The 26,624-nt window shown below is 51.4% G+C and carries 25 protein-coding genes and 1 other RNA gene; 16 read left to right on the forward strand and 10 right to left on the reverse strand.

The window, feature by feature from the left end; all coding sequences use genetic code 11:
• Positions 1-107: 107 nt before the first annotated feature.
• Together HCR00_RS00410 and HCR00_RS00415 are read right to left on the reverse strand one after the other, a co-directional pair.
• On the reverse strand, positions 108-2,162 hold the full coding sequence (locus HCR00_RS00410; protein WP_167141834.1) for a prealbumin-like fold domain-containing protein: 2,055 nt from the start codon (positions 2,160-2,162) through the stop codon (positions 108-110).
• A gap of 297 nt (positions 2,163-2,459) precedes the next feature.
• The gene (locus tag HCR00_RS00415) at positions 2,460-4,556 is read right to left on the reverse strand and encodes a hypothetical protein (RefSeq protein WP_167141837.1); all 2,097 of its coding nucleotides are present in this window, start codon (positions 4,554-4,556) and stop codon (positions 2,460-2,462) included.
• Between the two features lie 368 nt (positions 4,557-4,924).
• Between HCR00_RS00415 and HCR00_RS00420 the strand changes: the two genes are divergently transcribed.
• The 5 genes from HCR00_RS00420 to HCR00_RS00440 all read left to right on the forward strand — a co-directional run bounded on the left by HCR00_RS00420 (position 4,925) and on the right by HCR00_RS00440 (position 9,063).
• Complete coding sequence (locus tag HCR00_RS00420) at positions 4,925-5,215, forward strand: hypothetical protein (protein ID WP_167141840.1); 291 nt, start codon at positions 4,925-4,927, stop codon at positions 5,213-5,215.
• A 188-nt stretch (positions 5,216-5,403) separates the two neighbouring features.
• The gene (locus HCR00_RS00425) at positions 5,404-5,646 is read left to right on the forward strand and encodes a hypothetical protein (protein WP_167141843.1); all 243 of its coding nucleotides are present in this window, start codon (positions 5,404-5,406) and stop codon (positions 5,644-5,646) included.
• A 3-nt stretch (positions 5,647-5,649) separates the two neighbouring features.
• Complete coding sequence (locus HCR00_RS00430) at positions 5,650-7,320, forward strand: cytochrome c biogenesis protein DipZ (protein ID WP_167141845.1); 1,671 nt, start codon at positions 5,650-5,652, stop codon at positions 7,318-7,320.
• Positions 7,301-8,029 (forward strand): response regulator transcription factor, encoded by a 729-nt coding sequence (locus HCR00_RS00435; RefSeq protein ID WP_166985300.1) that lies wholly within the window; start codon positions 7,301-7,303, stop codon positions 8,027-8,029. Before HCR00_RS00430 ends, HCR00_RS00435 begins: the two co-directional genes overlap by 20 nt.
• Positions 8,029-9,063 carry a sensor histidine kinase gene (locus tag HCR00_RS00440; RefSeq protein WP_167141849.1) on the forward strand — a complete coding sequence of 345 codons (1,035 nt, stop codon included), beginning with the start codon at positions 8,029-8,031 and terminating at the stop codon, positions 9,061-9,063. The genes HCR00_RS00435 and HCR00_RS00440 overlap by 1 nt, the downstream gene beginning before the upstream one ends.
• A gap of 341 nt (positions 9,064-9,404) precedes the next feature.
• Here HCR00_RS00440 and HCR00_RS00445 read toward each other — a convergent pair whose 3' ends face one another.
• Together HCR00_RS00445 and HCR00_RS00450 are read right to left on the reverse strand one after the other, a co-directional pair.
• Positions 9,405-10,064: a response regulator transcription factor gene (locus HCR00_RS00445; RefSeq protein WP_166985294.1), complete on the reverse strand. Its 660-nt coding sequence runs from the start codon at positions 10,062-10,064 to the stop codon at positions 9,405-9,407.
• Complete coding sequence (locus HCR00_RS00450) at positions 10,057-11,097, reverse strand: sensor histidine kinase (RefSeq protein ID WP_167141851.1); 1,041 nt, start codon at positions 11,095-11,097, stop codon at positions 10,057-10,059. The genes HCR00_RS00445 and HCR00_RS00450 overlap by 8 nt, the downstream gene beginning before the upstream one ends.
• 553 nt (positions 11,098-11,650) lie before the next feature.
• On the opposite strand from HCR00_RS00450, the gene HCR00_RS00455 reads away from it, so the two are divergent.
• Both HCR00_RS00455 and HCR00_RS00460 read left to right on the forward strand, forming a co-directional pair.
• Positions 11,651-12,472 carry a hypothetical protein gene (locus tag HCR00_RS00455; protein WP_167141854.1) on the forward strand — a complete coding sequence of 274 codons (822 nt, stop codon included), beginning with the start codon at positions 11,651-11,653 and terminating at the stop codon, positions 12,470-12,472.
• Positions 12,472-12,759, forward strand: coding sequence for a hypothetical protein (locus HCR00_RS00460; RefSeq protein WP_167141856.1), 288 nt, complete (start codon positions 12,472-12,474; stop codon positions 12,757-12,759). The genes HCR00_RS00455 and HCR00_RS00460 overlap by 1 nt, the downstream gene beginning before the upstream one ends.
• A gap of 88 nt (positions 12,760-12,847) precedes the next feature.
• On the opposite strand, the gene HCR00_RS00465 is transcribed toward HCR00_RS00460, so the two are convergent.
• The 3 genes from HCR00_RS00465 to ssrA form a co-directional block, all read right to left on the reverse strand.
• Complete coding sequence (locus HCR00_RS00465) at positions 12,848-13,594, reverse strand: ABC transporter permease (RefSeq protein ID WP_167141859.1); 747 nt, start codon at positions 13,592-13,594, stop codon at positions 12,848-12,850.
• Positions 13,595-13,597: 3 nt separating this feature from the next.
• On the reverse strand, positions 13,598-14,311 hold the full coding sequence (locus HCR00_RS00470; RefSeq protein WP_167141862.1) for an ATP-binding cassette domain-containing protein: 714 nt from the start codon (positions 14,309-14,311) through the stop codon (positions 13,598-13,600).
• Positions 14,312-14,433: 122 nt separating this feature from the next.
• Positions 14,434-14,806, reverse strand: a transfer-messenger RNA (tmRNA) gene (gene ssrA, locus HCR00_RS00475).
• 193 nt (positions 14,807-14,999) lie between these two features.
• On the opposite strand from ssrA, the gene HCR00_RS00480 reads away from it, so the two are divergent.
• From HCR00_RS00480 to HCR00_RS00490, 3 genes are all read left to right on the forward strand, one after another.
• Positions 15,000-15,458: a carboxymuconolactone decarboxylase family protein gene (locus tag HCR00_RS00480; protein ID WP_208317284.1), complete on the forward strand. Its 459-nt coding sequence runs from the start codon at positions 15,000-15,002 to the stop codon at positions 15,456-15,458.
• Positions 15,459-15,520: 62 nt separating this feature from the next.
• Entirely contained in the window at positions 15,521-16,720 is a 1,200-nt protein-coding gene (locus HCR00_RS00485; RefSeq protein ID WP_167141865.1) for a trans-sulfuration enzyme family protein, read from the forward strand.
• Positions 16,717-17,127, forward strand: coding sequence for a DUF4870 domain-containing protein (locus HCR00_RS00490; RefSeq protein ID WP_167141868.1), 411 nt, complete (start codon positions 16,717-16,719; stop codon positions 17,125-17,127). Before HCR00_RS00485 ends, HCR00_RS00490 begins: the two co-directional genes overlap by 4 nt.
• Before the next feature lie 164 nt (positions 17,128-17,291).
• Here the strand turns inward: HCR00_RS00490 and HCR00_RS00495 are convergent, their stop codons facing one another.
• From HCR00_RS00495 to pdxY, 3 genes are read right to left on the reverse strand one after another with little or no spacing between them, the layout of a single operon-like run.
• The gene (locus HCR00_RS00495; RefSeq protein WP_167141871.1) at positions 17,292-18,938 is read right to left on the reverse strand and encodes an inorganic phosphate transporter; all 1,647 of its coding nucleotides are present in this window, start codon (positions 18,936-18,938) and stop codon (positions 17,292-17,294) included.
• 57 nt (positions 18,939-18,995) lie between these two features.
• Positions 18,996-19,706 carry an SDR family oxidoreductase gene (locus HCR00_RS00500; RefSeq protein WP_167141873.1) on the reverse strand — a complete coding sequence of 237 codons (711 nt, stop codon included), beginning with the start codon at positions 19,704-19,706 and terminating at the stop codon, positions 18,996-18,998.
• Between the two features lie 2 nt (positions 19,707-19,708).
• Positions 19,709-20,560, reverse strand: a complete 852-nt coding sequence (pdxY, locus tag HCR00_RS00505; RefSeq protein WP_167141876.1) for a pyridoxal kinase PdxY — start codon at positions 20,558-20,560, stop codon at positions 19,709-19,711.
• Between the two features lie 55 nt (positions 20,561-20,615).
• Between pdxY and HCR00_RS00510 the strand changes: the two genes are divergently transcribed.
• The 6 genes from HCR00_RS00510 (at position 20,616) to HCR00_RS00535 (ending at position 26,616) form a co-directional block, all read left to right on the forward strand.
• Complete coding sequence (locus HCR00_RS00510; RefSeq protein ID WP_424945184.1) at positions 20,616-21,449, forward strand: ABC transporter ATP-binding protein; 834 nt, start codon at positions 20,616-20,618, stop codon at positions 21,447-21,449.
• Positions 21,434-23,077 carry a hypothetical protein gene (locus HCR00_RS00515; protein WP_167141879.1) on the forward strand — a complete coding sequence of 548 codons (1,644 nt, stop codon included), beginning with the start codon at positions 21,434-21,436 and terminating at the stop codon, positions 23,075-23,077. Before HCR00_RS00510 ends, HCR00_RS00515 begins: the two co-directional genes overlap by 16 nt.
• A gap of 26 nt (positions 23,078-23,103) precedes the next feature.
• Positions 23,104-23,799, forward strand: a complete 696-nt coding sequence (hemQ, locus tag HCR00_RS00520) for a hydrogen peroxide-dependent heme synthase (RefSeq protein ID WP_166985258.1) — start codon at positions 23,104-23,106, stop codon at positions 23,797-23,799.
• Positions 23,800-23,959: 160 nt separating this feature from the next.
• The gene (locus HCR00_RS00525) at positions 23,960-24,832 is read left to right on the forward strand and encodes a MetQ/NlpA family ABC transporter substrate-binding protein (protein WP_166985255.1); all 873 of its coding nucleotides are present in this window, start codon (positions 23,960-23,962) and stop codon (positions 24,830-24,832) included.
• A gap of 75 nt (positions 24,833-24,907) precedes the next feature.
• Positions 24,908-25,948, forward strand: a complete 1,041-nt coding sequence (locus HCR00_RS00530; protein WP_166985252.1) for a methionine ABC transporter ATP-binding protein — start codon at positions 24,908-24,910, stop codon at positions 25,946-25,948.
• The gene (locus HCR00_RS00535; protein ID WP_167141882.1) at positions 25,945-26,616 is read left to right on the forward strand and encodes a methionine ABC transporter permease; all 672 of its coding nucleotides are present in this window, start codon (positions 25,945-25,947) and stop codon (positions 26,614-26,616) included. The genes HCR00_RS00530 and HCR00_RS00535 overlap by 4 nt, the downstream gene beginning before the upstream one ends.
• Positions 26,617-26,624 lie beyond the last annotated feature (8 nt).

Genomic DNA, 26,624 nt, shown 5'->3' on the forward strand with positions numbered 1-26,624 from the left:
GCGCGTCAGCCTTGACACTCCTGCTGCACCTGAGATTGATGAGCTGCAACTCGTCTCACTCATCGCCATTCTATTGAATTCAGAAGAGTCTTTCAAATTCAATAAAACTAGTGACGATAGTTTCGGCGCAGTAGCGCACCTCCAGAAAGGATAAGAGCACCTGCGAGCACCACTAATGGGGTTAATTCTGCTCCCGTAGCTGCGAGCTTATGTGGAGCGGGTTTCGGCTCTTGAGGGCTGATTGGTGTTACCGGTTTAACAGGGTCTTCTGCAGGATTTGGTGGTGGAGTCAGATTCTGAGCTGGAACTCGCACATTTTGCACTGCAACTGTGACAGCTTCATAGCGCGTGCTGTCATCACGCTTACTAATCTCCACCAAAGTGTCAGCACTGTCAGGTAGCTGATAACCCTGCGGCGCCGCAACTTCGCGCAGCATATAAGTGCCGGGTTCAAGCAGATAGCCACGCTCGGTTTCGATGATCCCGTTGTCATCTGCGTGCGGGAGTGAAGCAATGAAGGAATCTGTCATAACTTCGTTAAGTGGTTGACCTGCGGTGTCAAACAGTGTTATCTGGCCGTTCTCATCACTTGTGAATGTTTTATCGATGAGCTTCATGCTGCCGTCATGCGACCACAGTTCAAATTTTGCCCCCGCCAATGCTGCGCCGGTCTCAGCATCAGTTTTTTGCGCCTGTAACTGGGCTGGAATCAACCGGAAGGTGCGGTAGAAATGCTTGCGCAGCTGCACACGCCCATCAGCGGCGTTAACCCCGTACTCAAATTCGATATTCGAAGTTTTTAGAACATCGGGGTTGTCAGCCACAGGCTCTTGTTTCAGATCGGTGCCAACAGCAACATATCCGGCTGCATTTGTTGTTGTGCGTTCTAGCCACTCATTTTCAGTCATGGCTAAGCCAAAGTTTGGGAACGCATCATCGAATTGACGTGCATTGAATGTATCACCCGCCCAGACTGTGCGACCAATAATATTGGCGGCCAAAATACTGTCGGGAAGATCCTCGGGCTGGTTTAGATCCAGAGGCGTGAAGCTCGCTGCCAGTTCTCGCGGCTCGATAGGCTGCGTCACGTCCGGCTCACCTGCGGCATTTATGAGTCCGCGTGCGAGACGGTAATCCTTATCAAGCACCGAGATCACCTCAACCTCTGGGATACGGTGCACACCCTCACGTAATGTGATTGTTCCGGCTGTGACACCTCTGGTTGAGAAGTTGTTGCGGAACTGGATTTGAGTGATCTGGCCTGCCGGAACGTCGAGCGTAAACTGGTAGAGCCGCTTAACTTCTGGGCCGTCTGTGTTTCGTGAGTACACTTTTTGCCAGACTGCTGTTTCGCGCCCCTGGGCATCCACAAGGATCTGTGAATCACGGGTATCAAACAGGGAGCTTGGCTGACCGTCAACCTTTAGGTCGCGTGCAGTCATGAAACTGAAAGACTCAGCATCAGCAAAGGTCTGTGTGTTTGGATCTTTAACCGTGCCAGCGCCAAAGGCGAAAAGTGCCGTGCTCGCCTCTTCGTAGGCTGATCTCATGTGATTGACACGGATGTTTACTGAACGATACAGGGTGTCACCCGGGGCAAAACCTGAGAACTGCGGTGTGAATCTATTAGTTCCGGGATAGGGGACTCCGAGACTGATCTCGCCGGTCTGTTGATTTTCGCGGAAATACATAGAGATTAGTTCGAGATCCGCAAGTCTGGATGGGGAATACCCGTTGATGAAAAAGAAACTATCGTAAACGGGTGATGTTAGAGCAGCTTGCATGCGCCCGGTTGCTGCTTGTTTTGCGTCGATATAGGCCTGTCGAACATTGCAGAATGTCCAGCTTGCGTTTACAATACGTCCATCATCGGTTGTGAACTTAATGTCGTTACCATCACGGTCTTGCAGTATTTCACGCAGCTCAACTGGGCATACTTCGGCGACGTGGTTCTGACCGTCATCGAATTTGGTGAGAGGTGCCGCATTATTGAGCGGCAACCCAGTTTGGGTTTCAGGAATGCCCCAGTCAGGCTCAGCAGCATAGGCTGTGGTTGTTGCAAACATAAAACCAGCTGCGAGAAAGAGTGTCAGCAGCAGCGAGACGATTGCTTTAAGGGGACGGTTGTTTAGCGGTAGCAAACCTGGGTTGGGGCTTGGCAAACTGCACCTTCTTGTTGTGGGGTAGTGGCAGGGGTTCTGGGTATCCTGAGCAAGCCTACCGCAACGCTAAGCAACCATCAATAGTTAATTATTGGTTATTTTCTCTGCTAACAGGCACAGGCCTTAGCAGCGCAAAAGTGGCTGTTTTTAATTCAAAAACCCGCTGAGTACCCTGCACTGCTACTTAATCTATAAAGACCAATTAGCTGTGTTTTTGCAGAGTATTCAGCGGGTTTTGATTTCGCCAGCAGCCCCAATTAGGGGTGCCGTGGCAGAGGGAATAAGCAGTAACGACAGTTAGTTACTGCGACGCTTAACGGTTATCATCGCTAAGCCCGATCCCAGAAGTAGCACGCTCGTCCACAGGATTGCGGTGTTTGAAGAACCGGTTTCAGCCAAAGTTTTTTTCGCTTTTACTTTGACAGGGGCCTTCGAGTTTTCCGGAGTTATTGGTTTCTCTGGGGTTGCCGGTGGATCCTGTGGTGTTGCTGGTGGATCCTGTGGTGTTGCCGGAGGTTCTGGTGACGTTGTTGAATCATCTGGTGGTGTTACAGAATCATCATCACAGCTCACATTTGAATCCACCGGAGCTTCGTAAACAATGCGTGTTGTGCCGTCTGCAAATGATTTACCTGCTGCAGCGGTAGCGGTTATCGAGCCGTCATCGTTGAGTTCCCAGGTAAGATCCTCAGTATTCTCCGGCAGCGTGTAGGCAGCATTATCAGGGCCACACTCATCTACTACAGGCGGCTTCGGAGGTGTAGGAACACAGCCCTGCCACGTTATCTCATTACCGACACGCGCATTTGTGTAAAGCGCGGTGTCTGGGTGATTGCCGGTCTCCCAGCCTGCCTGTGGCAGTGCTGGAGTTCCAGGTGCACAGTTTGGAAGATCCCCAAATGTATTCGCAGTATTCTGAGCCGTTCTTGCTGCACCAGCGTGATTAACCGCAAGTGCGGCCGATGTTGCTACCAGTGGCTGTGCGCCTGGCACGGCACTTTCCCAAGTCGCAAACTTTGGCTTTGCAACGGCATTCTCCGTTACGGTCACAGTCGCTTCAGCAGGCATGATAGGAGCATTCCAGGTGCCGCCCCCGGTCGTCGCCCAATCATAGCTTGCGCCTTCGTATGAGTAAGCACGGCGTCCAGACCAGTCAAGACCCTGCCAACCTGTTGTGTTTGCAAACTGTTGGGTGTAGGTGCCAGCCGGGTATGAAACCGTTCCACCAAATTCTTGCGTTTTGGCTACAGCTGCAGCGGCCTCCGGACCAAGATCTTTGGTGACGCTAAGCAGTGACACCTCCGGCATTGTCACCTGCCCTTGATATGGGCGAATCTGACCTGGTCGCCCAAAAGAGTTAGAGCAACCAATAGACCAGGTTTCGTACTGCAGACGCTCCCAACCTGGTTTCACATCAACGTAGATGGATGTTTTTGCACCATCGCGCACGAGGGGATACTCAGCAGAGTCTTTAGAGTATGTAAGAATCTCAAGCCCAGGTGCTTCAGCAGCAGCAATTTTTGAGACGCGTGGAACATCCAAATTGCGGGCATCACAACCCAAGGGACGAGTTGGAACCTCAACGTATGGACGCCACAGACCGTCAGTGTTTTCAGGTCGCCAAGTGTATGTTTCTGCTGAAACCGGCCAAATCTCGATCTTATCCAGCAAATCTGCCTGCGCAGGATCGGCATTAATCATCGAGTACACAGCTTTAAGCTGCCCGTCAACAACCTCATATTTTTCGAAACGCAGAGGCTGGGAAAGCTTGTAGAAAGACTTGTCGTAGGTTACAGCTTGACGTGCAACAACAGGATCCGCATCCGATTCACGGTTGACATTTTGGGTGACCCGTACAAGGTAGTCGGCGTAAGTTTTACCGAGGTTGTCTACAGCTTCAATGTAGAAATCTTCTGACTCCCAGTACTTCATGCTGAAGATTAGATAGGGGCGCCCATCTGCGGTGCGGTTTTCTGCAGGAATCGGATAGAACTTTTTAATTCGACCGTCAAAACGGCGGTTTTCTCCGCCGTCGTTTTGAGTTGCGGTGTCTTCCTTAATGTATGCGCCAACAGCTCCTCTGCGGTGCAGGAACTCGACACGCACGATTAGGTTATCGCCGTCATCTGTCCAGCAGGTCACACGCGCCCAATGACCCTGCAGCACGTTTGAGCACTGGTTTTCCACGGGTTGGAAAACTGGCGCATAGTGGTATTCGCTGCGGAACTCGGGGTTAATTTGTTCGCGAGTAAACTGCGGTTGCTCTGGCGTGTAAACAGGCAGGTCTGAAGTTTCAAGCGCTGTTGCCGCGGTTGTGCCTAGGAGGATGCTGCCGCCCATAACAAGAGCCAGAGCGCTGGCTCCTGAAAATAGCCTTTTAAATCTGATGTGCATGACACTAACTTTATCCTGCGTATGTTATCAGTCAAAATTTTTTCTAAGTGGAGGTGAAACGGGATTTAAGCTGAACGTATTCGAATTCATAGGACCTAATGGGCAGCGAAATATCGAGTTCTAATCCTGTGATATTGCTGGCGACACGTTGTGAAACATGACTTTTGTGGCAAAGTTGCGTCGGGGGTGATCTAATCTGAGAAAGCACACACTCTTAGGTTTACAGTGCACAGTGTAAGGGCTTTTGACCCCCGTCTTTAGCTCTTTTGGTCTTAAATTAGGGGAAATAGAATGTCTGTTCGCATGCGCATTACGACGCTGGGCGCGGTTATGCTGCTTTACGGTGTGTGCTTGGGAGGTAGGTCTTGATGTTTGGATCTAGACGATCGAAAGATGAGTTATTGGCTTGCTTGCATGATATTGAGGCGCAGCTTGCAGCTCTTCCAAGTCAAACGGAGGGAAATCTTCGCGCGCAAGAGGCTATTGAGCGGTTAAAGGCTGAGGGCGTTGCGGTAGAAGAAATCAATGTCGAGTTAGCTCAACATAATCTTCCGAGTGTGGAGGAGGTTGGAAAGAATGTTGCAGCCAGCTTGTTTCCTTTGTGGAAGCTGAATCGTAAACGTCGAAAGCTGGAAAGACAGCTTGCGCAGTTTGACTAGCAGCAAGCAAATACTTAATTAGTGCTTTCTAGTGCTGCTTCATGGGAGCCGGTGAGAATCGGTTCCCATTTTGTTTGCAGCAATTAGGCCTGGCTGTCGATATTCCCAATTCTTGACGGGTGAACACGTCATAATTTCGTAAGGATTTCACCCTAAAAGATGCCATATTCCCCTGTCAGACTTATGACATGAAGAAAAAACAAATTATTGCACTGGCCATCCTTCCGTTCGCTCTTGTTGGTCTGACTGCTTGCGGGCAGCAGGGCGATTCCATGATGAAAGACGATAAAAAGTCTTCGGAAGTTCAAAACGACAAGATGTCGGATGACAAGATGTCGGATGACAAGATGTCTGACGACAAGATGTCGGATGACAAGATGTCTGACGACAAGATGTCTGACGACAAGATGTCGGAAGATAGCAACAACTAACCTATGCTGCTCACTGCACTTATCTCACTTCTCGCAGGCGCACTCAGTGTGCTTGCGCCCTGTGTGCTCCCGTTCTTGCCCGTGATTGTCGGAGGCAGTCTCGGGCAGAATGAGGATCGTCGTCGGCCGTTTATTATCACCGGGTCTCTGGTGGTCTCGTTGGTGCTATTCACACTGCTTCTCAAAGCGAGCACGGCGCTGATCAATATTGATCCGCGTGTATGGACGATCGGATCAGGTGTTCTTGTGATACTCCTGGGGCTTACGATCCTGTTTCCGCAACTCTGGGCGCGTATTTCGGCACGTTTTGCGCTCACCAACAAAAGTCATAAGTTGTTACATGGAGCGCAGGAACAAAAGAGTAGTGTGCTGCAAGCAGTCGGTATCGGGGCCGCGCTTGGCCCGGTGTTCTCAAGCTGTAGCCCAACCTACGCATGGGTGATCGCAACAGTCCTCCCGGCGAGACCTGCTGAAGCGGTCTTTTATCTTTCCATGTATTGCATTGGCATGGCGGGATTATTGCTTGCGATCGCCCTGGCGGGTCGTAAACTCGTTGAAAAACTGAAATGGGCTGCAAACCCTAAGGGCTGGTTCCAGCGTGGTATTGGCGTGCTCATGATTGTTGTTGGTCTTTTTGTAGCCACCGGCTTTGATAAACAATTCCAAGCCTGGGCTGCGGATAAAGTGCCATCTGCTATCACAAATCTGGAACACTCGCTGCTGGATATGCAAAACAGCGACGAGCACGAAGAATCGAAGTCTAGTTCAGCTTCAAGTTCAAACAATCAAGCACCTGATTTTCAGGAGATTGAGTCGTGGATTAACTCAGATCCTCTTAGCAAAGAAAAGCTCAAAGGTAAGGTCGTGCTGGTTGATTTCTGGACATACAGCTGTATCAACTGTGTGCGCACCCAACCATATCTGAACGAGTGGTATGAGAAGTACCACGATAAAGGATTTGAGATTGTTGGTGTGCACGCCCCCGAGTTCGCGTTTGAAAAAGTGCGTGAAAATGTGGAGCGTGCAGTACAAGAAGCCGGTATTAAATACCCGGTCGCACTTGATAATGAATTCAAGACCTGGCGTGCCTACCAGAACCAGTATTGGCCAGCCAAGTACCTCATTGACCAAGAGGGCAATATTCAGTACACCCACTTCGGAGAGGGAGCCTATGAAGAAACAGAAAAGGAGATTCAGAAACTTCTGGGAACCTCGGGCGAAGTAACCGCTGAGAAAAATACGAAGAAGCGGATTGGCGCACAGACCCCTGAAACCTATCTCGGATATGCGCGTGCACAAAACTACGTCGGTAAGCTTGAGATGGGGGAGGCAGACTACCCCGGTGCGTCTTCACTCAACTTAGATCAGTGGACATTTAAGGGAAAGTGGAACACTACCGCAGAGTCCTCTGAAGCACTCGCAGATGGAGCAGAGCTAGCTCTGCGATTCCATGCCAAAGAGGTGTTTCTCGTTATGAGTGGCACTGCGGGGGCGAATGTGCAGGTGAAAGTGAACGGCAAACCCGTTACCGGTGGTGATGTGAAAGACGGCACCCTCACGATTGACGGTGACCGTATGTATAAACTCGTTGACCTGCCTGAATATTCAGAGGATGCTACGCTTACTCTAACGTTTGAGAAAGGCGTCAAAACCCATGCATTCACGTTCGGATAACCTCGCTGGCAACGCCACGCACGGGCGCCCGAAAGTGCTAGTTGTGGACGATGACGCAACTGTGCGTAAGGTCGTTACCGACTACCTCGACGCGGCAGGTTTGACTGCTGTCGAGGCCGGTGACGGCCTTGCCGCGCTTGAACTCGCAGAGACAGTCGATTTGATTGTGCTCGACCTTATGCTGCCAAAGCTTGATGGTCTGAATGTTGTACGTCGCTTGCGCGATGCTGCAATCCATGTGCCGGTGATTATGCTCACTGCTAAGGGTGATGCTGAGGATCGCATTCTCGGGCTTGAACTTGGTGCATACGATTATGTCACTAAGCCTTTCAGTGCTCGAGAGCTGGTGTTGCGTGTGCAGTCTGTGCTTCGCCGCACCGAGCCTGTAGAACAGCCCGAGGTGACGGTATTACAGGATCGTGAGCTCGAAGTTAATCTTGTCGCACGTACGGCAACGCTTGCGGGGGAACCGGTGCCGCTGTCACTTCGTGAGTTTGACCTGCTCGCGTTCTTTATGACATACCCTGGGCGGGTATTCTCGCGTGACGAGCTGCTACACGAAGTGTGGGGGTGGGGTTTTGGTGACCCCTCAACTGTCACCGTACATATTCGTCGGCTACGCGGTAAAATCGACCGTGACCCCGCACAGGCATCACGCATCACAACCGTATGGGGACACGGCTATCGTTTTGATACGCAGGGAGCTTAATGACCGAATCACTTGTGCTCGTCGTTGTTACTGCGCTTATCACGGGTGGTCTATCTGCCGGGATAGTCGTCTTGGTTGGGAAACGTTCACTGCGTCTCGCCCTCCTGCTTGCCCCGCTTGTGTCGTTACTTTCAGTTGGTGCTGGGTTAATCGTTGGTGTCGATCGTATGCTGATTCAGGGATCGATGACCTCGATTCTGCTGATTCTTGGAGGAGCGACACCCGTAGCGATTGTGTCTGGTGCTTTTGCGGCGCACCGCGTTGCGAAACAGCTTGAGCATAACGAAAAAGCGCTTGCTGAGGAGCGTGCTGCGCGCGAACTTACTGAGAGTCGCCGTGAAATGATGGCATGGATGTCACACGATATTCGTACGCCCATTGCAGGGATTCGTGCAATGGCGGAGGCGCTGTCAGACGGTATGGCTTCTGATCCAGAGGCCTACTATCGTGAAATACTGTCACAGGCCGAACGCACTTCAGACATGGTGAGTGATCTTATGTCGCTCGCCAATCTCGAACAGAGCATTCAGGGAATGCAACGCGAACCGGTTGATATGGCAGACGTCGTATCAGACCTCGTGATGGGTTTGCGGCCGCTGACGCAGGAGCGACATATTACACTCACCGGCTCCGCAGAAACAGCAGAGGGGAGCGCAGAGGTGCTCGGTGATGCATCACTGCTCAGCCGTGCGGTGCAGAACCTGTTGGTTAATGCGATTACCTACTCTGAGGCAGAGGGAACCGTGTCGGTGCGGGTGCGCGCCAATGATGCTGCAGTTGAAGTATGTGTGACAGACAGTTGTGGGGGGCTTGCTGCGGAGCATATCGATCGCATGACTGAACCAGGGTGGCGCGGTGACCTGGCCCGCACCCCGAGCACATCGTCAGGCAGCCCAGGTTCGGGTCTCGGCCTGGCTATTGCAAAACAAATCGTCACTGGACACGGTGGTGAGCTACGGATTGTGAACGCCGGGGAGGGGTGCGCTGTCACCCTTGCATTGCCCGCAGCGTTACGATGTTCGAGTATTTCGTAGACAAGATTTACATCGGATACAACTACCGAGAACACCGCTAAGAATTGACTTTTGCTGCGTTTACCAACTCGCTCGCTCAAACGCGAGTCAGCTTGAGTCAATAAGATCCTGGGTGACGTTATTGCTGATTCGATAATTAAGCAACTGCCTATAACTAACGTTAACTAATTCTTTTATTCAATACCTATGGCTAAAAGTACTCCATTGGGTAAACCAGTTTGACTCTTTTTCGCATATAACAAGCGAGAGATCGACACTTTCCCCTCCTGGAGCTATGCCGCTGCCGACGATGATACAAAGCGAGTATCGTGACGACAGTAGCTCGGCCAGACAGATTGTGTTTAGTATCCAGCTTTGATGGCGGTGATGGTGAGTTCGCCTCGATTGGTAAAGCCGGTGGCGGTGAAGAGTTCAGAAATATACGAACGCACTGTAGCTTCGGTAATCCCAAGCTCGCGGGCGATGGTTTTGTTTGGCAGGGCTTGAATGAGCAGATCAAACACGGCACGTAGATAGCCTGGGAGGTGGTCTACTTTTTGCCTGAAATCATCATAGGCGGGATCGTTTTTACCGGATGCCATATAAGACTCTGTGAGTATCTGGGTCGGGCGTGGCCCGAACACACGCTGGCCGCTGTGAGCTTGTTTGAGCAACTGGGCAAGCTCAGGAGCCGGAATATCTTTGGTGAGAAACCCTCGTACGTTATGTGCTAAGGAATGTGCGAGCGAACTTACATGTTCGAACGCCGTCAACATCACCACAGCAACATCGGGATACATTCGCCCGATTTCTTTTGCTGTGCCCACCCCATCTAGGACAGGCATATCCACATCTAGCAGTGCCACGTCTACTCGCTGGTCTACTAAGACCCGTAACGCCGCTTGCCCATTCTCGACAGCTGCTATCACAGTGATTCCATCTTGTAGGCTCAACAAGTTGGCAAGGCCGTCACGAATGATATGATCGTCGTCAGCGAGCAGGATACGAATGCCCTCACTCATCGGCACCTCCTACATTGCTGGGGGATAGGTTAGGAATAGTGGCGTTAATAATCCACTGGGATCCGGTAGATGCGAAACTTAAGTTTCCACCCTCGCTCTCAATCCGTGATTGCAAGTTCGCCAGTCCGAACACGCCTGTCAGTGCGTGATCAATCGGCTCTGTACTAATCTGATTACTCATCATTAACGCTACTTCGTTACCATCGAGATCCACGTAGAGCTCTACCGTGGATTCAGCTTGCCCATATTTCAGTGCATTGCTAGCTGCTTCACGCACGAATAAGGCAGCGGTAAGCAAAGTATGACGTGATAGCAGCTGGTCGATATCGACAACCATCTTCGTGTTGAGCGTGATAGATCGTAAGCGTAGCATCGCTGCGGATTCTTTTACAGCCGCGCTTAAACTTGGTGTATCTGCGCAAAGGTTGAGATCCATAATCATCGGCCGCAGCCGACGGGAAGCATCTTGAGCAATATTTGTAAGCGGATTGATTTTGCCAGCAATATCAGGGTGGGCTGCAGCAAGGTTTTGCGCCAATATCGCTATTTGGGCAAGATCCTTTGCGATCGTGTCATGCAATTGGGCAGCCAACTCGCCCCGGATTGAGTAGAGCGCTCGACGTGATTCCTCTCGAGCAGTCGCAAGCTCATGCGCAGTTTTTGATTCTTTATCGACGAATGCTCTGAGTGTTATACCGATAGCAAGCACAATTGCACCAAGAACTACTTCGCTTGCTGTGCGCGGTAATGGATTGTCGCTTAATACAATCCCGAGCAACGCCACCCCCACTAGTAACAAGCACACTCGAATTGCATGATGCTCAATCATCCAGACTACGGCGATAAGAAATATGCCAAACACGGGAAATGTGAATATGGAGCCGTAATCAGATAGACCCACGGCTACAAAAAGCGCGATATAAAAAAGATCTCCTAAAAGCCCAATCCACGGAGCCACAGCTAATACAAAAGAAAGTCCAACCAGAACAACAGTGGTGTAGTTACTCGGTGAATCAAGGCGTAGGGTCAGCATCAGTTCTAGGACTACCGTGACAGCAGCCGTATTGAAATATGCTAATTTATAGCCCCTTGTTCGTGGGCGTGTAGTACCACGAAAACCCTCGAAATCTCCTGCGCACATCACTTCTTCTTACATATACGCCAATCCGGAAACAATTTACACAATAGGTTACCGTAGCCCGCCTCCGCCACAGTCGTGCTCTTCGGTTCGATCTTTGGTTCGCCGGCAAATGCTACCGCGCCCGGCGTGGCAGTCAGCCCCATGCTCAGCAGCCCGGCAGTCGTCAGCGCCAACAACCGAGAACCAGTTTTCTTTGCAGATCCTGTCATCTCCGTCACCATAACTTTTCTGTATTGTCCAGTTTTCTTGGCTCTTCGAATCTACTAGTCGGCGGAACTTGTCAACACTGATGAATGTCAGGGTCGTACCTCGACATTCATCAGTGTTGCACGGCTGACACTTTATGGTGTGATGTCAACAGTTGCGACAAAGAACGCAGCCATGCCACTGACATACCTGTAAGAGCACTCAGCACAGCTGACCAGACACAGAAAGGAGAGTGTACATGAAAAAGACCGTTAAAGTGTTAACTTCAATCGCGACATCAGTATCGTTGGTATTCCTAAGTTCAGGGATTGCCGATGCTGCTCAAAGTGCAGATATATCTTTCACTAACGTACAGGAGGTGGAAGCAGCGCTCGAACAAGTTGCTATTAATAATGACTCGCTCATTATCGAGTCCTCTGTAATGCCGCATGAATCAATTGGCGCTATTTCACTCGGATCCGGCGAAGTGACTATCCCGGAGAATCTCAATGAGGGAATCACGTTTGATTCTCCGGATTCTTCAAGCATTACTGTCACTCCAGCTCCATCCGTTGAATGGGAAAAGGCAGTGCTGCTAGACAAAGGAGGCGTTACATACCTAAGTAAGGGTGGTTTTTCGGAGACCGTAATTGTTGGCGATGGGGGTGTGCAAATGCTAACGACAATTGGCAGTCCTAGCGCCCCAACGGAATATGAGTATCAAATTGATCTTGAGCAGGGGCAAATACTTGAATTCAAAGATGAGGTTCCGGCGGTATTTAATGCTGACGGTTCGCTAGCAGCCTTTGTGGAGAAACCGTGGGCTATTGATGCCAAGGGTAAACCCGTGTCCACGCATTACGAAATTGCTGGCGATACCCTTATTCAGATTGTGGATCATCAAGCACTCTCCGCAGACAGCTATCCGGTAGTAGCTGACCCATTTTTTGTTCCCGTATGGCTCCTACGCTGTCTCGTAGGTATGGGTATTAATTCTGCAAGTATTCTTCAATCAGCACAAATGGGTAGTTTTTGGTTAACATTTGGTAAGGCTGCATTTTACTGTATTCGAGGTCGATGATGTTGTTTAGGAAACAAGATGGAACGCAGCTTCGTGCTGAGTTGGAAGCGGTAAAAAGGGAGATTGCCGCTAGTCCGCTATCGCAAGATTCTGTGCAAGAAGCGCAAGCACTCATTGAAGAGATGAAAGCAGACGGTCGTGAGGCAGAGATTGATCAGGAACTCGCTCACCGTCACCTGCCCTCGGCGAGAGAGATTGGCACGCTTATCGCGCAGCACACATTTGCTCTAATTCGGCTAAACAGGAAGCGGATCAAACTGGAACGCAAACTAGGAGACTCGCTCTAGGCATCTCTCACTTAGAAGAGTCTCTCAGAATCGCGTGATTCTGAGAGACTCTTCTACATGGGAACAAACAGCAAGGATAATTTTAAAATTATCGTTCTTTGCTAACCCGATCAGACCTTTGCAACGCGAAAGTTCCAATCGAAAAACATACAAGAGCCCAAACAATCGCGAAAATTATGCTATAAACATCTGCATTCCGCACCCACTGAACGTGATATGTAAGCGGATTAATTTGCGCAATAAAAACCAGGTATTGTGGCGCAAAATCCAACTTGTAAAATAGCGGTGCGGAAAGAATAACCGGTAATGAGGTTAACGTGGATATCATATCTCTTGTGTAGTAGCTATCGACTAAAGCACCGATAGCAGCGCCAAGTCCAGCCCATCCCGCAACAATGAAAAATGCGATACCCACGCCTTTGAGCGTTATTATAAATGTGTGCCCCGTAACACCCATGCCGCCCGTTAGGCCCCAGGCAATCATCAGAATTCCCACTTGCACCAAGAAAACTAAGGCGCTCACAGCAATTATCGTCAGTAGATAAGCGCTCGGGCTTCCTCCTTGCATATTGAATATTGCATAAACGCCCCACTTCCTATCATTGGAGACATCAGAGACTGTGGAAGTGAATGTCCGAAACGCTAGTAAACAGAATATGCCTGTTAACGCATACAATGCATAATCTGTGAACAGGCCGTTCGACACTATGCCAGAAATGCCAGCCACTAGGAATATGAAGTAGGCCACAGGCTCGATGATCCGGCTTAAGTAAACGCTACGCCAATTCCACAAAGAAGCAAGATGGTATTTGGTCAGAATAAGTGATCTTTTCATTACCTACGCCCTGTCTTCTACACAAGCTTTAAAGGCATCCCAGAGATCGTTGCTCTGTGGCGCATATTCCATAAATTTGGCCGCTTCGATATCTTTAATGACTCGCCCACGATCAATCGCTATTACTCGTGTGCAGTAGTTAGCAAATTTAGATGTTTCGTGAGTGCTGACCAGTGCTGTTGCACCCGCCATAGTTTGCGATTTCAAGTATTTGAACACCGTATCGATTGCTGAAGGATCTAGCCCGGTTGTTGGCTCATCCAGAATCATTAACTTTGGGTTACCGATGATAGCGCGCGCAATCTGTGTTCTGCGCAGCTCGCCGCCAGATAAAGTCTCTGCAGTTCGGTCTAAATATCCCGCCAACCCGAGTAGCGAAGCAACCTGCTCAATCTGATCAGAGCGTCGAAAAGACCCAGTTCTCAGTTCAAAACCCAGAGAAATATTTTGGCGGACAGTTAGGGACCAATCGATGACCTCACACTGTGGACACCATCCGATTTGGGTGTTATCAACAAAAGTATTTAGCACACCTTTGGTTGGCTTAATCAGGCCTCCTAAAATATCGAACAACGTCGATTTGCCTGCGCCATTTGAGCCTATTACAGCAACCAACTCACCTGCAGAAAAATCGCCATTGAATTTTTCTAAAGCATACGAGCTATTCTTACCGTACTTCTTTGAAAGTTCCCGAGCAGAGAGTAACAGATCGTCCATGATTCATCCTCCGGAGCAAGCCTATCAGTAGAGCCCACCCAAGCTCGTCAACCATGAAAAGCATCAAAGAGGTTTTTCCGCATAATTCTCACCAAGAATGTGATGGTGGAATACATCCGGTCTGGTGGAGCCGCCGGGAATTGAACCCGGGTCCACTTCGATGATTCATAGCCTTCTACGAGCGTAGTTCGTTAAACGTTTTACTCGACCCCGTTCATTGTTACGAACACCTTGAACGACAGGCCCAGCTGCAGTAAAAAGTCCTGATTTAACCTGCAACACGTTAAATCAGCAAGCTCTCTGGATGACGCCAGAGGCAGGGGCGAGAGCAAACCCTGTCTGACGGACTTTCAGTCTCTCGCGCTTAGGCAGCGAGAGCGAAGTCGGTGCGCTTTGATTCTGCACCTATTTTTTGCAAGAGCGTTTACGAGATAACTTGCATCCTCGGCTCGCTTCTCTATGTCTCAAATCGACGTGTCGAAACCGATCGGCCCCTAATTATTGAGATTTGAAAGTGAAGCATTATAGCTATCAAATTTTCAACCATCATTCCACTAGCGTGGAGCTTCTAACCCTATCAAAATTATTGTTTGTCAGCAAAAGCTACACAGGTTTTAAAAATAACAGCGAAATAAACCAATACTCTCTAGGGTTATATTTGAGACTGTAAAGACGATAGGGAGTAAAAGTGAAGCGACCGTACATCGATAAGGTAACCCCAGCAGCGTGGAAATCTGCGCTGGCTTATAATGATGCAGTTTACGAAGCAATCCAGGGCCACGGCATCTCTGCGGCTGAGCGCGAGTTAATTATGGTTAGAGTTTCGCAACTGAACGGTTGCGCATACTGCCTCGAGGCGCATACAACCGCAGCACGCGAGGCGGGTCTAACATCCCAGCAGCTTGATCTGCTCCCTGCCTGGCGAGAAACAAATATTTACGATGAGCGCATGAAGGCTCTGCTCGCGGTTGCTGAAGCGGGCACACGCCTGCCACTCACAGAAGATTCTCTTGCGGATCTAGCTGGCGCACTACAGACTCTCGGCACAGAAGCATTTGCCGCCGCTGAGCTGCTCACCGCAACTATAAATATGTTTAACCGGGTGTCAATACTGTCTGGTCACCCCGTGCGAGAGCGCAAAAATTAACAACCTAATTAGCCAGCATCAGCAGTAGTCGACACAAAAGAACAGCGAAAGATTTTTTTAGCATGACACAACAGCCAGAGTTATCGCCAAGCACAAGACTGGTAGTGGGAGGGCGCCCAGCGCACGAACACAATGCTCCGGTGAACCCACCAATTCAGATGTCCTCAACATACCGGCAGGTGGGGCCATCGGGAATAGACAGCTACGCACGATTTACAAACCAGAGTTGGGATGGGCTCGAGCAGGTAATATCCGACCTTGAAGGCGGGCAGCTGCCCGGTTTGCTTTTTGCCTCCGGTATGGCGGCTGTCGCCTCCGTTCTCAACCTGGTGCCGGTCGGCGGAACTATTTTGATGCCAGCGCACACGTATATGGCCTCCGTCACAATCGCTAACCAGTTAGAGCAGCGTGGCGTTGTGAAAGTTGTTCGTCTAGATATAGAAAATACTGAGTCAGTGCTAGAAGACCTGACTAATGCTGCTGCAGCAGCAGGGGTTGACGCAAACTCGGTAAACTACGCAGCGCCAAAGGTGCTGCTGTGGCTGGAGAGCCCAACTAATCCAATGCTTGAAGTGGCTGACTTGCCTGCGATCTTATCCGCTGCGAAGAGTCTGGGCATTGTATCCGCAGTCGATAACACTTTTGCGACCCCGCTCGGGCAGCAGCCGTTGGCGTTGGGTGCAGACATAGTTGCGCACTCTGCAACTAAAAGTATCGCCGGTCACTCAGACGTTTTATTGGGTATCACCGTAACATCAAATAAAGAGCTTTATGATGCAATGCAGGCATATCGCACCAGCAATGGCGCTATCGCAGGGCCGTTTGAGGCGTGGCTTGGTTTGCGCGGTGTGCGCACGCTTGCTCTGCGCGTTGGAAAAGCTAATGCGAATGCGCTTGAGCTCGCACGGCGACTAAAAGACCACCCTGCTGTGCAGGCGGTTCGATACCCGGGGCTGCCGGAAGATCCGGGCTATGAGCGGGCTGCCGCTCAGATGCAGAGTTTTGGTTGCGTGCTCTCTATCACTTTGGACGCAACCCCTGAGCAAACCGACGATGTTTTGCGGGCGCTACAGGTGTGGACGCCCGCAACGAGCCTTGGTGGGGTAGAGTCGCTGGTTGAACGCCGTCGCCGACACGCTGCTGAGCCTGACTCGATACCTGAATCTCTGTTGCGGCTTTCTGTGGGTATCGAAGATGTTGAAGACCTTTATGCGGATCTGGTCACCGCAATTAATGCAACAGTGCTGGGAGAAGAAAAATGAATAATATAACAAACGTAACGCCTTCAAGCGAAGAGCGAAACATAGCAGTGATATCGCATGTTGCGATGCCGATTGGAACTATATTTTCAGCTGGCACAATTGGCTGGCTGGTTCCTTTAGTGCTTTACATCTTGAATCGGAAACGCAGTCAATTTATCAGGCAGGCATCAGCAAATGCGCTTAACTTTGCCATCATGATGTTTATTTGGTCTGTGGCTGCGTGGCTACTTATTTTAGTTGGCATTCCGCTGTCTGTGTTCGTGCTCCCAGTTGTTCTTGTAATCATAGGAGCCATAATCGCTTTTGCAGCTCTTGTGATGTCAATTGTGTTCCCGATTATTGCGTGTGCCGCTGCAAACCGTGGTGAGGTTTACCGCTATCCTTTAACCCCAAGTTTTGTTTCATAGTGTCAGCTATAACCAAAACCTGTGAGCAGTAAGTTTTCGATATTTAACTCGGCTACCAGACACAGTAAAGGAAGCATTTAGTAATCTGAAGCCCCACGGGTTACAGAGCAATATGGCCTGAACGTACAGAAGTACGTTCAGGCCATATTGCATTGTTGGGTTGCTTAAAAAATAAACTGCAGCACGGCCACACCGATAGCGCCGATTAAAGCAGCAACTGGCAGTGTGATGACCCAGGCAAGACCAATTGGGCGCATCATGCGCCAGTTGGCGGCGCTATTAACCATGCCAACGCCAAGCACGGCACCAATCAGGATGTGGGTTGAGCTAACCGGCAGACCAAACTGTGATGCCAGCATCACAATGATGGCAGCGGCAAGTTCGGCAGCAAAACCAGAGCTTGGGTGCATCTTGGTGAGGTTGGAACCAACCGTGCGGATGACATTACGGCCAATAAACCACAGGCCAACGATTAACGCAACACCAAAGGCGAAAAGCGCAGCGCTCGGGACGACAGCCTCCTCAGACACAGCGCCGGTGCGCAGCACATCAAGCACCGCTGCAAAAGGACCGATAGCGTTAGCGATATCGTTCGAGCCGTGAGAAAAAGCAAAGGCGGCCGCTGTAAACACCTGCATCCACGAGAAGAGTATAAAGGTCGCGCGAGAAAGATTCTTATCTTTTAAGGTGTTGGCAAACACCATGAGCGCAAACCAAGTCAGCGTGCCAACCATAATCAAAATAGTTATTGTTTGCACTTGAGAAAACTCTAAGTTTAAATTCTTCAGGCCCTTAAAGAGCAGCATGCTGGTGATAATGAGCGCGCCAGCCGCACCCAGCAGCGGCACCCACACTGTCAGCGCGCGGTGCGCCTGCACCTCAGAAACACCCTTATCAAGCTGTCGCAGAGCATGATCGTATTTCGCTTGAATAGTCGGATCGTCACCCTGTGCCAGAGCCTCACGCGCTTCCTTGGCAATCGCCTTTGACTCCTGCTTTGGCAGGCGTGCGTTTGCATAAGCCGAAAGCTGAATCAGGCCGATCCGGTCGATAGACTCCTCAGAAGCATTGGTCTGCTCCATAAAATCTTGTTTGAGCTGCGCGAGACGGCGATCCGCTTTTTCGTTGTAGAGCAGAATATACCGCTTAATAAACCCGAACAGGAGGTAGGCTGCAATGCCGCCGAGCAGCGGGGAAAGCACCCAGCTCGCAGCAATTTGCCCGATTTGATTCCACTGCACTGTTTCGAGCACACCATTGTTGCCCTTGATAAATCCGGTGGTGAGTGCGGCGCCGACGATAGCTCCGATAATTGAGTGCGTGGTAGAAACCGGCAGACCAAACTTCGTTGCGATCAGCAGCCACACCGCAGCCCCCAAAAGAGCGGCCATCATGATGTAGACAAGATCTAGGGGAGAGGATGTGAAAACATCTAGATTTACGATCCCGCTGCGCACCGTTTCGGTGACCTGACCGCCCGCTATTACCGCGCCAGCTACTTCAAAAATTGCCGCAACAAGCAGCGCCTGCTTCATCGTCAGCGTGCCGGCACCTACTGAGGTGCCAAAGGAGTTAGCGACATCATTACCGCCGATGTTAAAGGCCATAAACAGCCCGAGCGCGATAGCCGCGATTAGCAACATATTGAAGTTGCCGGCGGGCACGTAACCGTGCGCCCAAACCAGGAAGAAAATAAGCGTGGCGGCCATGATCGTGCCAAAGGTCAGATGCCACCAACGATCTTCACCAAGAAACTTTTGTTTGCTCAGATCTGTTGTTTCGCTGTTCTCGGCTGAAGTGCGATTAAGCATTTAGACGTGTGCTCTCTGTTCGTAGTTTGGACTTAAGCAACACTTAATTTTAACGTGCTACAGCGGACGCACGCTAATCATATCGACGCTTGCTGCAGCGGGCGCCAGAATAGCATTTTGGATCGCAGCGGCAACTGTCTCTGGCTGCAGGTAGTCTGCCGCATGATACTCACCATGCTCTGCCGCACGTAACTGTTTCTGCATATCCGTTGCCACACGACCCGGGTGCACGCTTGTCACCCGTACACCGTTGGGCGCTTCCTCCGCACGAAGTGAGTCGGTCACTGCCTTGAGCGCAAACTTACTGGCGGCGTATGAGGCATAGTTAGACCCTGCGTTTAGACCGGCGCCAGAGTTGACGGCAACAACCGTGCCGTGTGACTGCCGTAATTGCGGCAAAAGTCCGGCGGTGAGCTGCGCAACAGCGGTCACGTTAACCGCAAAAATATTTTGCCAGCTAGTAGCTGCTTCCTCATCAACGGCAGCTATCGGCCCGTAGCCAATCACAGCAGCTGAGTGCACTAAGGCATCGATACGATCAAGCTGCTGCAATTGTGCCACGAGTTTTGTGATATCGACGGCAGACGCAAGATCCGCCACAAAATATTGGGCGCTCGGAAAGTCAGCAGCCAGTTTCTGCAGCAGCTCGGCATTGCGTGCTACGAGAACAAGATGGAAGCTCTCTGCCAGCAGGGTAGCGGTGGCCAGGCCGATGCCGCGGCTGGCGCCGGTGATAACAGCAACAGGACGGTTGTTTTGCAGGGCCATAATTAGAGTACGCGTTCCGCGACGAAACTGTGCTTGGGGCTGACGTATGCCTCTTGTGATTGGATCAGCTGCAGTTCGCGGGTGCCGGCGGCTCGGGTGTTTTCAAGCAGCTCAAAAACGCTAGAGGTGGTGAGCTCGAGCGCCTCTTTGAGAGATTTGCCGCCTACGAAGTGTGACGCAAAAAGAGCCTGGGTAACATCGCCAGAACCGTTGGTTTTGCCGCCGAGGCGTGGTGTCTGAATGAGCCACCCCTCATCTTCGTGCACCGCGAGCATTTCGATAGTGTCGCTTGGCGCATCAGGGCGGAAGACGCTGGTGACAAGCACAGTCTTGGGGCCTATCGCCTGCGCTTTGCGCACAGACTCGAGCGTTGATTCAAGATCGCTCGGATCGGTGTTTGTTAAGAAACCCAGCTCAAACTGATTTGGGGTGATAATGTCTGCGTGCTGCACAACGCGATCGCGAATCAGCTCCTGCACCTCAGGAGAAACGAAGCAGCCTGAAAACCTGTTGCCGAGCACTGGGTCGCAAGAATAAACAGCCTGCGGATTGCGCTCGCGCACCTTTTCAACAGTGCCAAGAATCGCATCACCTATCGTATGGCTGCCCTGATAGCCGGAGATAACCAGGTCTGTGTCTGCTAAGCCGCCGCGCTCATCAATGCCGGTGATGACGTCGGTGACATCATCGCCACTGATGAGCGGGCCGCGCCACGCGCCGTAACCGGTGTGATTGGAGAACAGCACAGTGTTGACAGGCATCACCTCATGCCCCATGCGCTGCAGCGGGAAAACCGCCGCAGAATTGCCGACATGACCGTATGACACCGCTGATTGGATAGACAAAATACGCATACCGCTAACAATAGTGGAAATTATCTCGGCAGCCGATTTTTACTATCTTGCGTAAATGAACAGCACTGCTAGCCTTGAAAGTATGGATGATGAAGTGCTCAAAACAGTTGACGAAAATAACGATGATGCGAGCGCTGCAGCTCCTGCTTTGGTGATGCAGGAGCTGGCGAAATCTTACAGCGGGCGTTGGGTTGTGCAGGGCTTATCGCTCACAATCCCACGCGGATCGTGCTACGGCATTGTCGGACCAAACGGGGCCGGTAAAACTACTGCGTTAAGTATGGCTACCGGTCTTCTGCGCCCGGAGCAGGGGAGTGCGTCGGTGCTCGGGCACGATGTGTGGCGCGATCCCAACACTGCGAAATCTAAGATGGGTGTGCTCGCAGACGGTCTGCCCACTTTTGACCGGCTGACCGGTCGTGAGCTTTTAACTTACGTCGGTCTTATTCGTGGTCTGGATGCAGATACTGTTGAGCAGCGCACTAACTCACTGCTGGAGACTCTCGGTCTGGCAGACGCTGAGGGCAAACTCGTGACCGACTATTCAGCGGGTATGACAAAGAAGATTCTACTCGCTTGTGCGCTCATTCACGCGCCGCAGCTGCTAATTCTAGATGAGCCTTTGGAAGCAGTTGATCCTGTTTCAGCCCAGACGATTCGTGACTTTTTAACGGAGTATGTAAAGCGCGGGGGCACTGTTGTGATCTCCAGCCATGTAATGGAATTGGTTGAAGGTTTCTGCACGCACGTCGCGATTATTGCTGAGGGTCAGGTGCGTGCGGCGGGCACCCTAGACGAGGTGCGTGCTGGCGGCACTCTCACCCAGCGATTCATCGAAATCGTTGGGGCCGAAGCACACCAGGGAGATTTGTCATGGCTGAATCAGTGAAATTAATTACTGGGCTGCGGTGGAAGCTGCTGTCGCGCAGTTTTAAAAACAACTGGAACGTCATCCTAACAACCGGTTTGCTGATGCTCTATGGCCTAATGGCCTTAGTGGGTTATGGTGCCTTCCTGGTTTATACAACTGTAAGTGGTACGTATCTTACTAATGAATTTTTCTTTAACGTTGCCCGCGTTGGAGTGCTGATAGCTGTGCTGTGGCTTTCTGCTGCGTTTTTTTCGCTCGGCGGTGATAGCGCACTCGACGCCCGCAGGTTTGCAACCTTTGGTCGCAGCGCTAAATCTCTGCAGAAGCCGCTGCTTATTGCGGCAGCGATTTCTATTCCCTTCTGGGTGCTGGCTGTTGTAGTAGTGGTGCAAACCGTATTTCAGCTTATTTGGGGTTTCCAATTGCTCGGCACGGGGGCATTGAACGGGCTGAATGTCGTTTTATATTTGATCGTTTTGATTCCGGCATCAGCAGCCGGTTTGCTGCTGATGCTGCTCATTACCCAGACGATTAGCGCCTGGCGGGTGGGCTTACGTCTCTCAAAGCGTAAACGTGAACTTCTCACCGCTCTCAGTATCGTTGCGCTGATAATTGTTGCTTACGGCACCTCTTTACTGTTCCAGGCAGCAGATACGGATCTACTTACATCTATTGTGGAGGTCGGCGGCATATTTGCAGAAATTCTCAGCTGGACACCGCTCGGCGGGGCTTTCGCAATTGCTCCGGCGCTTGGATCTGGTGATTTTCTCGGCGCGATTTTGCGAGTTTTTGTGCTGTGTGCGAGCGCTGTAATCCTATGGAAACTGTGGGAGGTGGCTTTCGAACGCGGCCAACAGATGGCGTTATCCGGCAGCAGTGAAACAAAAGCTGCAAAGGTGACGGCTTTGGTGCCGCGCTGGTTACCGCAGAATGCACTTGGCGCGGTTGCAGGAAAGGCGCTGCGCTACTGGCGTCGCGATATACGCTACAGTTTGGCAATTTTGCTCACACCAGTGATGGCTGCGTTTTTTATTATGATGTCGGTGGTCCAAGATACCCCGTTTATGGGCTTTATGGGTGTGTTAATCGTGGCGTGGATGGGCGGTCTGATGCTAGCGAACGAGATTGGACAAGACGGCCCAAGCTCATGGGTGAACATCACGGCTGGTATTAATAACCGCGCTAATCTGCTTGGGCGCTACGTAGCGGCTGGCAGCGTGATGGCGCCGATGGTTTGCCTTGCGGCGATTATTGTGCCGGTGCTGCATAAGACACCACAATACATTGGAGTGATACTGCCGCTTGCGCTCGGCTTCCTGCTTGGCTGCTGGGGGGTCGCAATGCTTGTTTCGGTCTATCTGCCATACCCTGCGCCTGAGCCTGGGAGCGCCAAAAATAGTGGCGGTGGTGACGCGATAATTTCTAGTTTTGCTGCCATGTTCTTGGTGTTTGTGCCGTCTCTGCCGGCGCTCATTGTGATCGGTGTCGGTATCTTTACTGAAAATCTGACACTCATGATCGGCGGTGCCGCACTAGCGTTAGTCATAGGTGCTCTCACCTTCTATATTGCTTTGATATTCGCCGCAAAACGTCTTGATTCTCACTACGATATTGCGTTCCAAAAAACTAAGACCTTCACAAGTTAAGACTGCTACTAATAAGGGGCAAGTAGATGACAGCGATTGATCACTCAGCAGTAGCTGAAGAGGTAAACGCAGGAATAAACTACACAATTTACGCCGTTTTTCGGGTGGATCGCGGCAAGTCAGCACACACCCAGAACCCGACCGCAGAGATTCTGCAGCGCATGTCACAGCTGCCGGAGCTCACTATTCGCGGTTGGTACGATTTGGCCGGCTATCGAGCTGATGCAGATTTGCTGCTGTGGGCTCACGCTCCGAACCCTGAAGTGCTGCAGGAGGCATATCGCGTTATTGCCGAGGTGGGAGCTGGCCGTTTAGTTCCGGTCTGGTCAAACATGGCTGTGCACCGTGCAGCGGAGTTTAATCGGGGTCACGTTCCGGCGTTTCTCGCAGGGGAAACACCGCGTGATTATGTTTGTGTTTATCCTTTTGTGCGCAGCTACGACTGGTATCTCTTGCCGGATGAAGAGCGTCGGCAGCTCTTGCGTGAGCACGGACTCGCCGCACGTAACTACGGTGACGTTCTCGCAAACACGATGGCCTCATTTGCGTTGGGAGACTACGAATGGCTGTTAGCGTTTGAAGCTAACGACCTGCTGCGCATCGTTGACCTCATGCGAGAATTGCGTGCAACCGGCGCACGCCGTCATGTGCGCGAAGAGACCCCGTTTTTCACCGGTCGGCGAGAAGCAGCAGAGCAGTTACTGTCGCGTCTATTCGCCTAGCTCAGCACGTGTGGTCACTGACTAGCGCAGCCGATTGTTACGAGCGTATATTACGAAATATTAAATACTAATTGAAGCGTGCCTAAAGTGTTTCATACGCTAATAGGGTCACAGGCTGAAGCACGGCCTGCTTAAATCGATAGACAATTAAGGAAACACAATGGCAAGTTTTAAGAAACTATTTGCAGCAGCTGGCGTACTGGCATTGGCCGCAGGTCTCGCTGCCTGCTCGGGTGAGAGCAAGTCAGAAACCGTGCGGATCGGCGTAGTTGGCGCATCTGATGAATATTGGACCACTTTCGAAGAAGCAGTTGAGGCTGAGGGCATCGATGTTGAGCTCGTAGACTTCGGTGAGTACTCTCTGCCAAACCCGGCACTTGCTGATGGTGAGCTCGATATCAACCAGTTCCAGCATATTTTCTACCTCGCTAACCACAATGTGCAGTCTGGCGACGATCTAACCACTCTTGGCTCAACCGCGATCTACCCACTCGGTCTTTACTCAACCAAGCATGATTCGGTTGCAGACATTCCAGAGGGTGGAAAGGTTGCTATCCCTAACGATCCGGTTAACCGCGGTCGTGGACTGCTTGTGCTGCAGTCAGCTGGGTTGCTGAAGCTGAAGGATGGCGGCCACCCATTCGCAACCACCGAAGACATTGAGACAACAAAGGTTGAAATCACTGAGCTTGATGCTGCGCAGCTCGCACCCGCACTCGCCGATGTTGATGCAGCGATCATCAACAATGACTTCCTTGGTAACGCCGGTCTTACCGCCGGTGATGCGATCGCGCAGGACGACCCTAACGATCCAGCGGCTTTCCCATACGTTAACGTCTTCGCCGTAAAGAAGGGCGACGAAAACAACGAAACCTACAAGAAGATCGTTGAAATCTACCAGAACACCAAAGCTGTTCAGGACGGCGTAGTTGAAAACTCAGGTGGCACCGCAGTGCTGCTAAAGATCGACAACAAAGAGTTGCAGGACTCGCTGGCTAAGACCGAAGAGGCTGTTCGAAACAACAGCAAGTAGGCATAAAACAGAGGTTGCTGTGGCACGAAACGCTGATCGCGGGTCGTGCCGCAGCTTCGTTCTTGGAGGAAGCACATGTCAATGATCTCAATTCGAGATGTCTCGAAGATATACCCGGCAAGACGGAAGAATCAGGCCGATATTACCGCCGTTGACAGCGTCAGCCTTGAAATTCCACAGGGCAGCATCTACGGTGTTATCGGATACTCAGGCGCGGGAAAATCAACCCTTGTGCGGTTGATTAATGCGCTCGACCCGGCAACTAAAGGCTCTATAGTTGTCGATGGTCACGAAGTTGTTGGTGCGAGTGAAAAATCGTTGCAGGCACTGCGCACTGAGATTGGCATGATCTTCCAGCAGTTCAATCTGTTTAACTCGCGCACAGTTGCGGGGAATGTTGCGTTTCCGATGAAAATCGCAGGAATCCCGGAAGCAGAGCGGAAAGAGCGGGTGCGGGAGCTGCTCGAGTTTGTTGGGCTTGCGGATCGCGCCGACGCCTACCCTGATCAGCTGTCAGGCGGGCAGAAACAGCGGGTTGGTATCGCCCGGGCGCTGTCCACGAACCCAAAAGTGCTGTTGGCGGATGAAGCCACTAGCGCACTGGATCCGCAAACCACCTCTGATGTGCTCGAACTGTTACGGCGAGTAAATCGCGAATTGGGGATCACAATTCTCGTTATTACTCACGAAATGGATGTTATTAAGCACCTTGCAACCCACGTTGCTGTGATGGAAAACGGCCGTGTGATTGAAGAGGGGCCGGTCGAGCAGGTGTTCTCGAGCCCCGAGCATAAAACCACGCGCCGTTTTGTGAGCACCGTGATCCCTGGTATTCCCGTTGGGAAAGACCTCGAGCGCCTGATAGAAAAACACGGCGAGAATCTAATTACCGTTAGCCTTGGAGATTCAGCGGCGGCACGCACCGAAATTTTGGGGCGCTTAGTGCGCTCAGGCGCTGATGCTGAACTCGTCTACGGCAGTGTGAATGAGATCAATAATTATACTTTCGGGCATCTCACCTTTGCGCTGCACGGCACCGCCGAACAGATTGCGCAGGCAAAGCGTGCGGTGGCTGAAATCGCTGCTGTGCAGGAGCTTGGAGGGGAGGCAAAATGAACGACAAATTTGGTGACCTGATCAAACTGCTGCCGATGCTGCCAGAGCAGCTGTTGGCAACGCTGACACTGTCTGCCATCGCGCTGACAATCGGTGGCCTGGCGGGTCTAGTGCTGGGTGTTGCGCTCTATGCAACCCGACCGGGTAACGTGCTGGAAAATAAGGCGGTTTACAGCATCTTGAACTTCTTGGTCAACTTTGTGCGACCAATCCCGTTTATTATTCTGTTGGTGGCGCTGCAGCCTGTGGCGCGCGCGATTTTAGGAAGCGGAATCGGCACGCCGATGGCCGCGCTCGCGATGGTTGTTGCATCAACCTTTGGTATTTCCCGTCTGGTTGAGCAGAATCTCGTTACTGTGCCGCCGGGCGTTGTAGAAGCTGCCCGGGCGGCGGGTGCGAGCCGGTTTAGAACCCTGCTGACGGTGGTTATCCCCGAGGGCTTGGGGTCACTGATCCTCGGTTACACCTATGCTTTCATTGCGATTATTGACATGTCTGCGATGGCGGGTGCGATTGGCGCAAACGGTCTTGGTTTCTTCGCACTGCAATACGGCTTCCGGCAGTACAATACGTGGGTTACCTGGGTTGCGGTGCTGTTGATAGTGATCCTGGTGCAGCTTGTGCAGTTTGCCGGTAACCGTCTTGCACGGAAGGTTATGCGCCGATAAACTGACGG

The organism is Canibacter zhoujuaniae (assembly GCF_011752005.1).
GTDB lineage: Bacteria > Actinomycetota > Actinomycetes > Actinomycetales > Microbacteriaceae > Canibacter > Canibacter zhoujuaniae.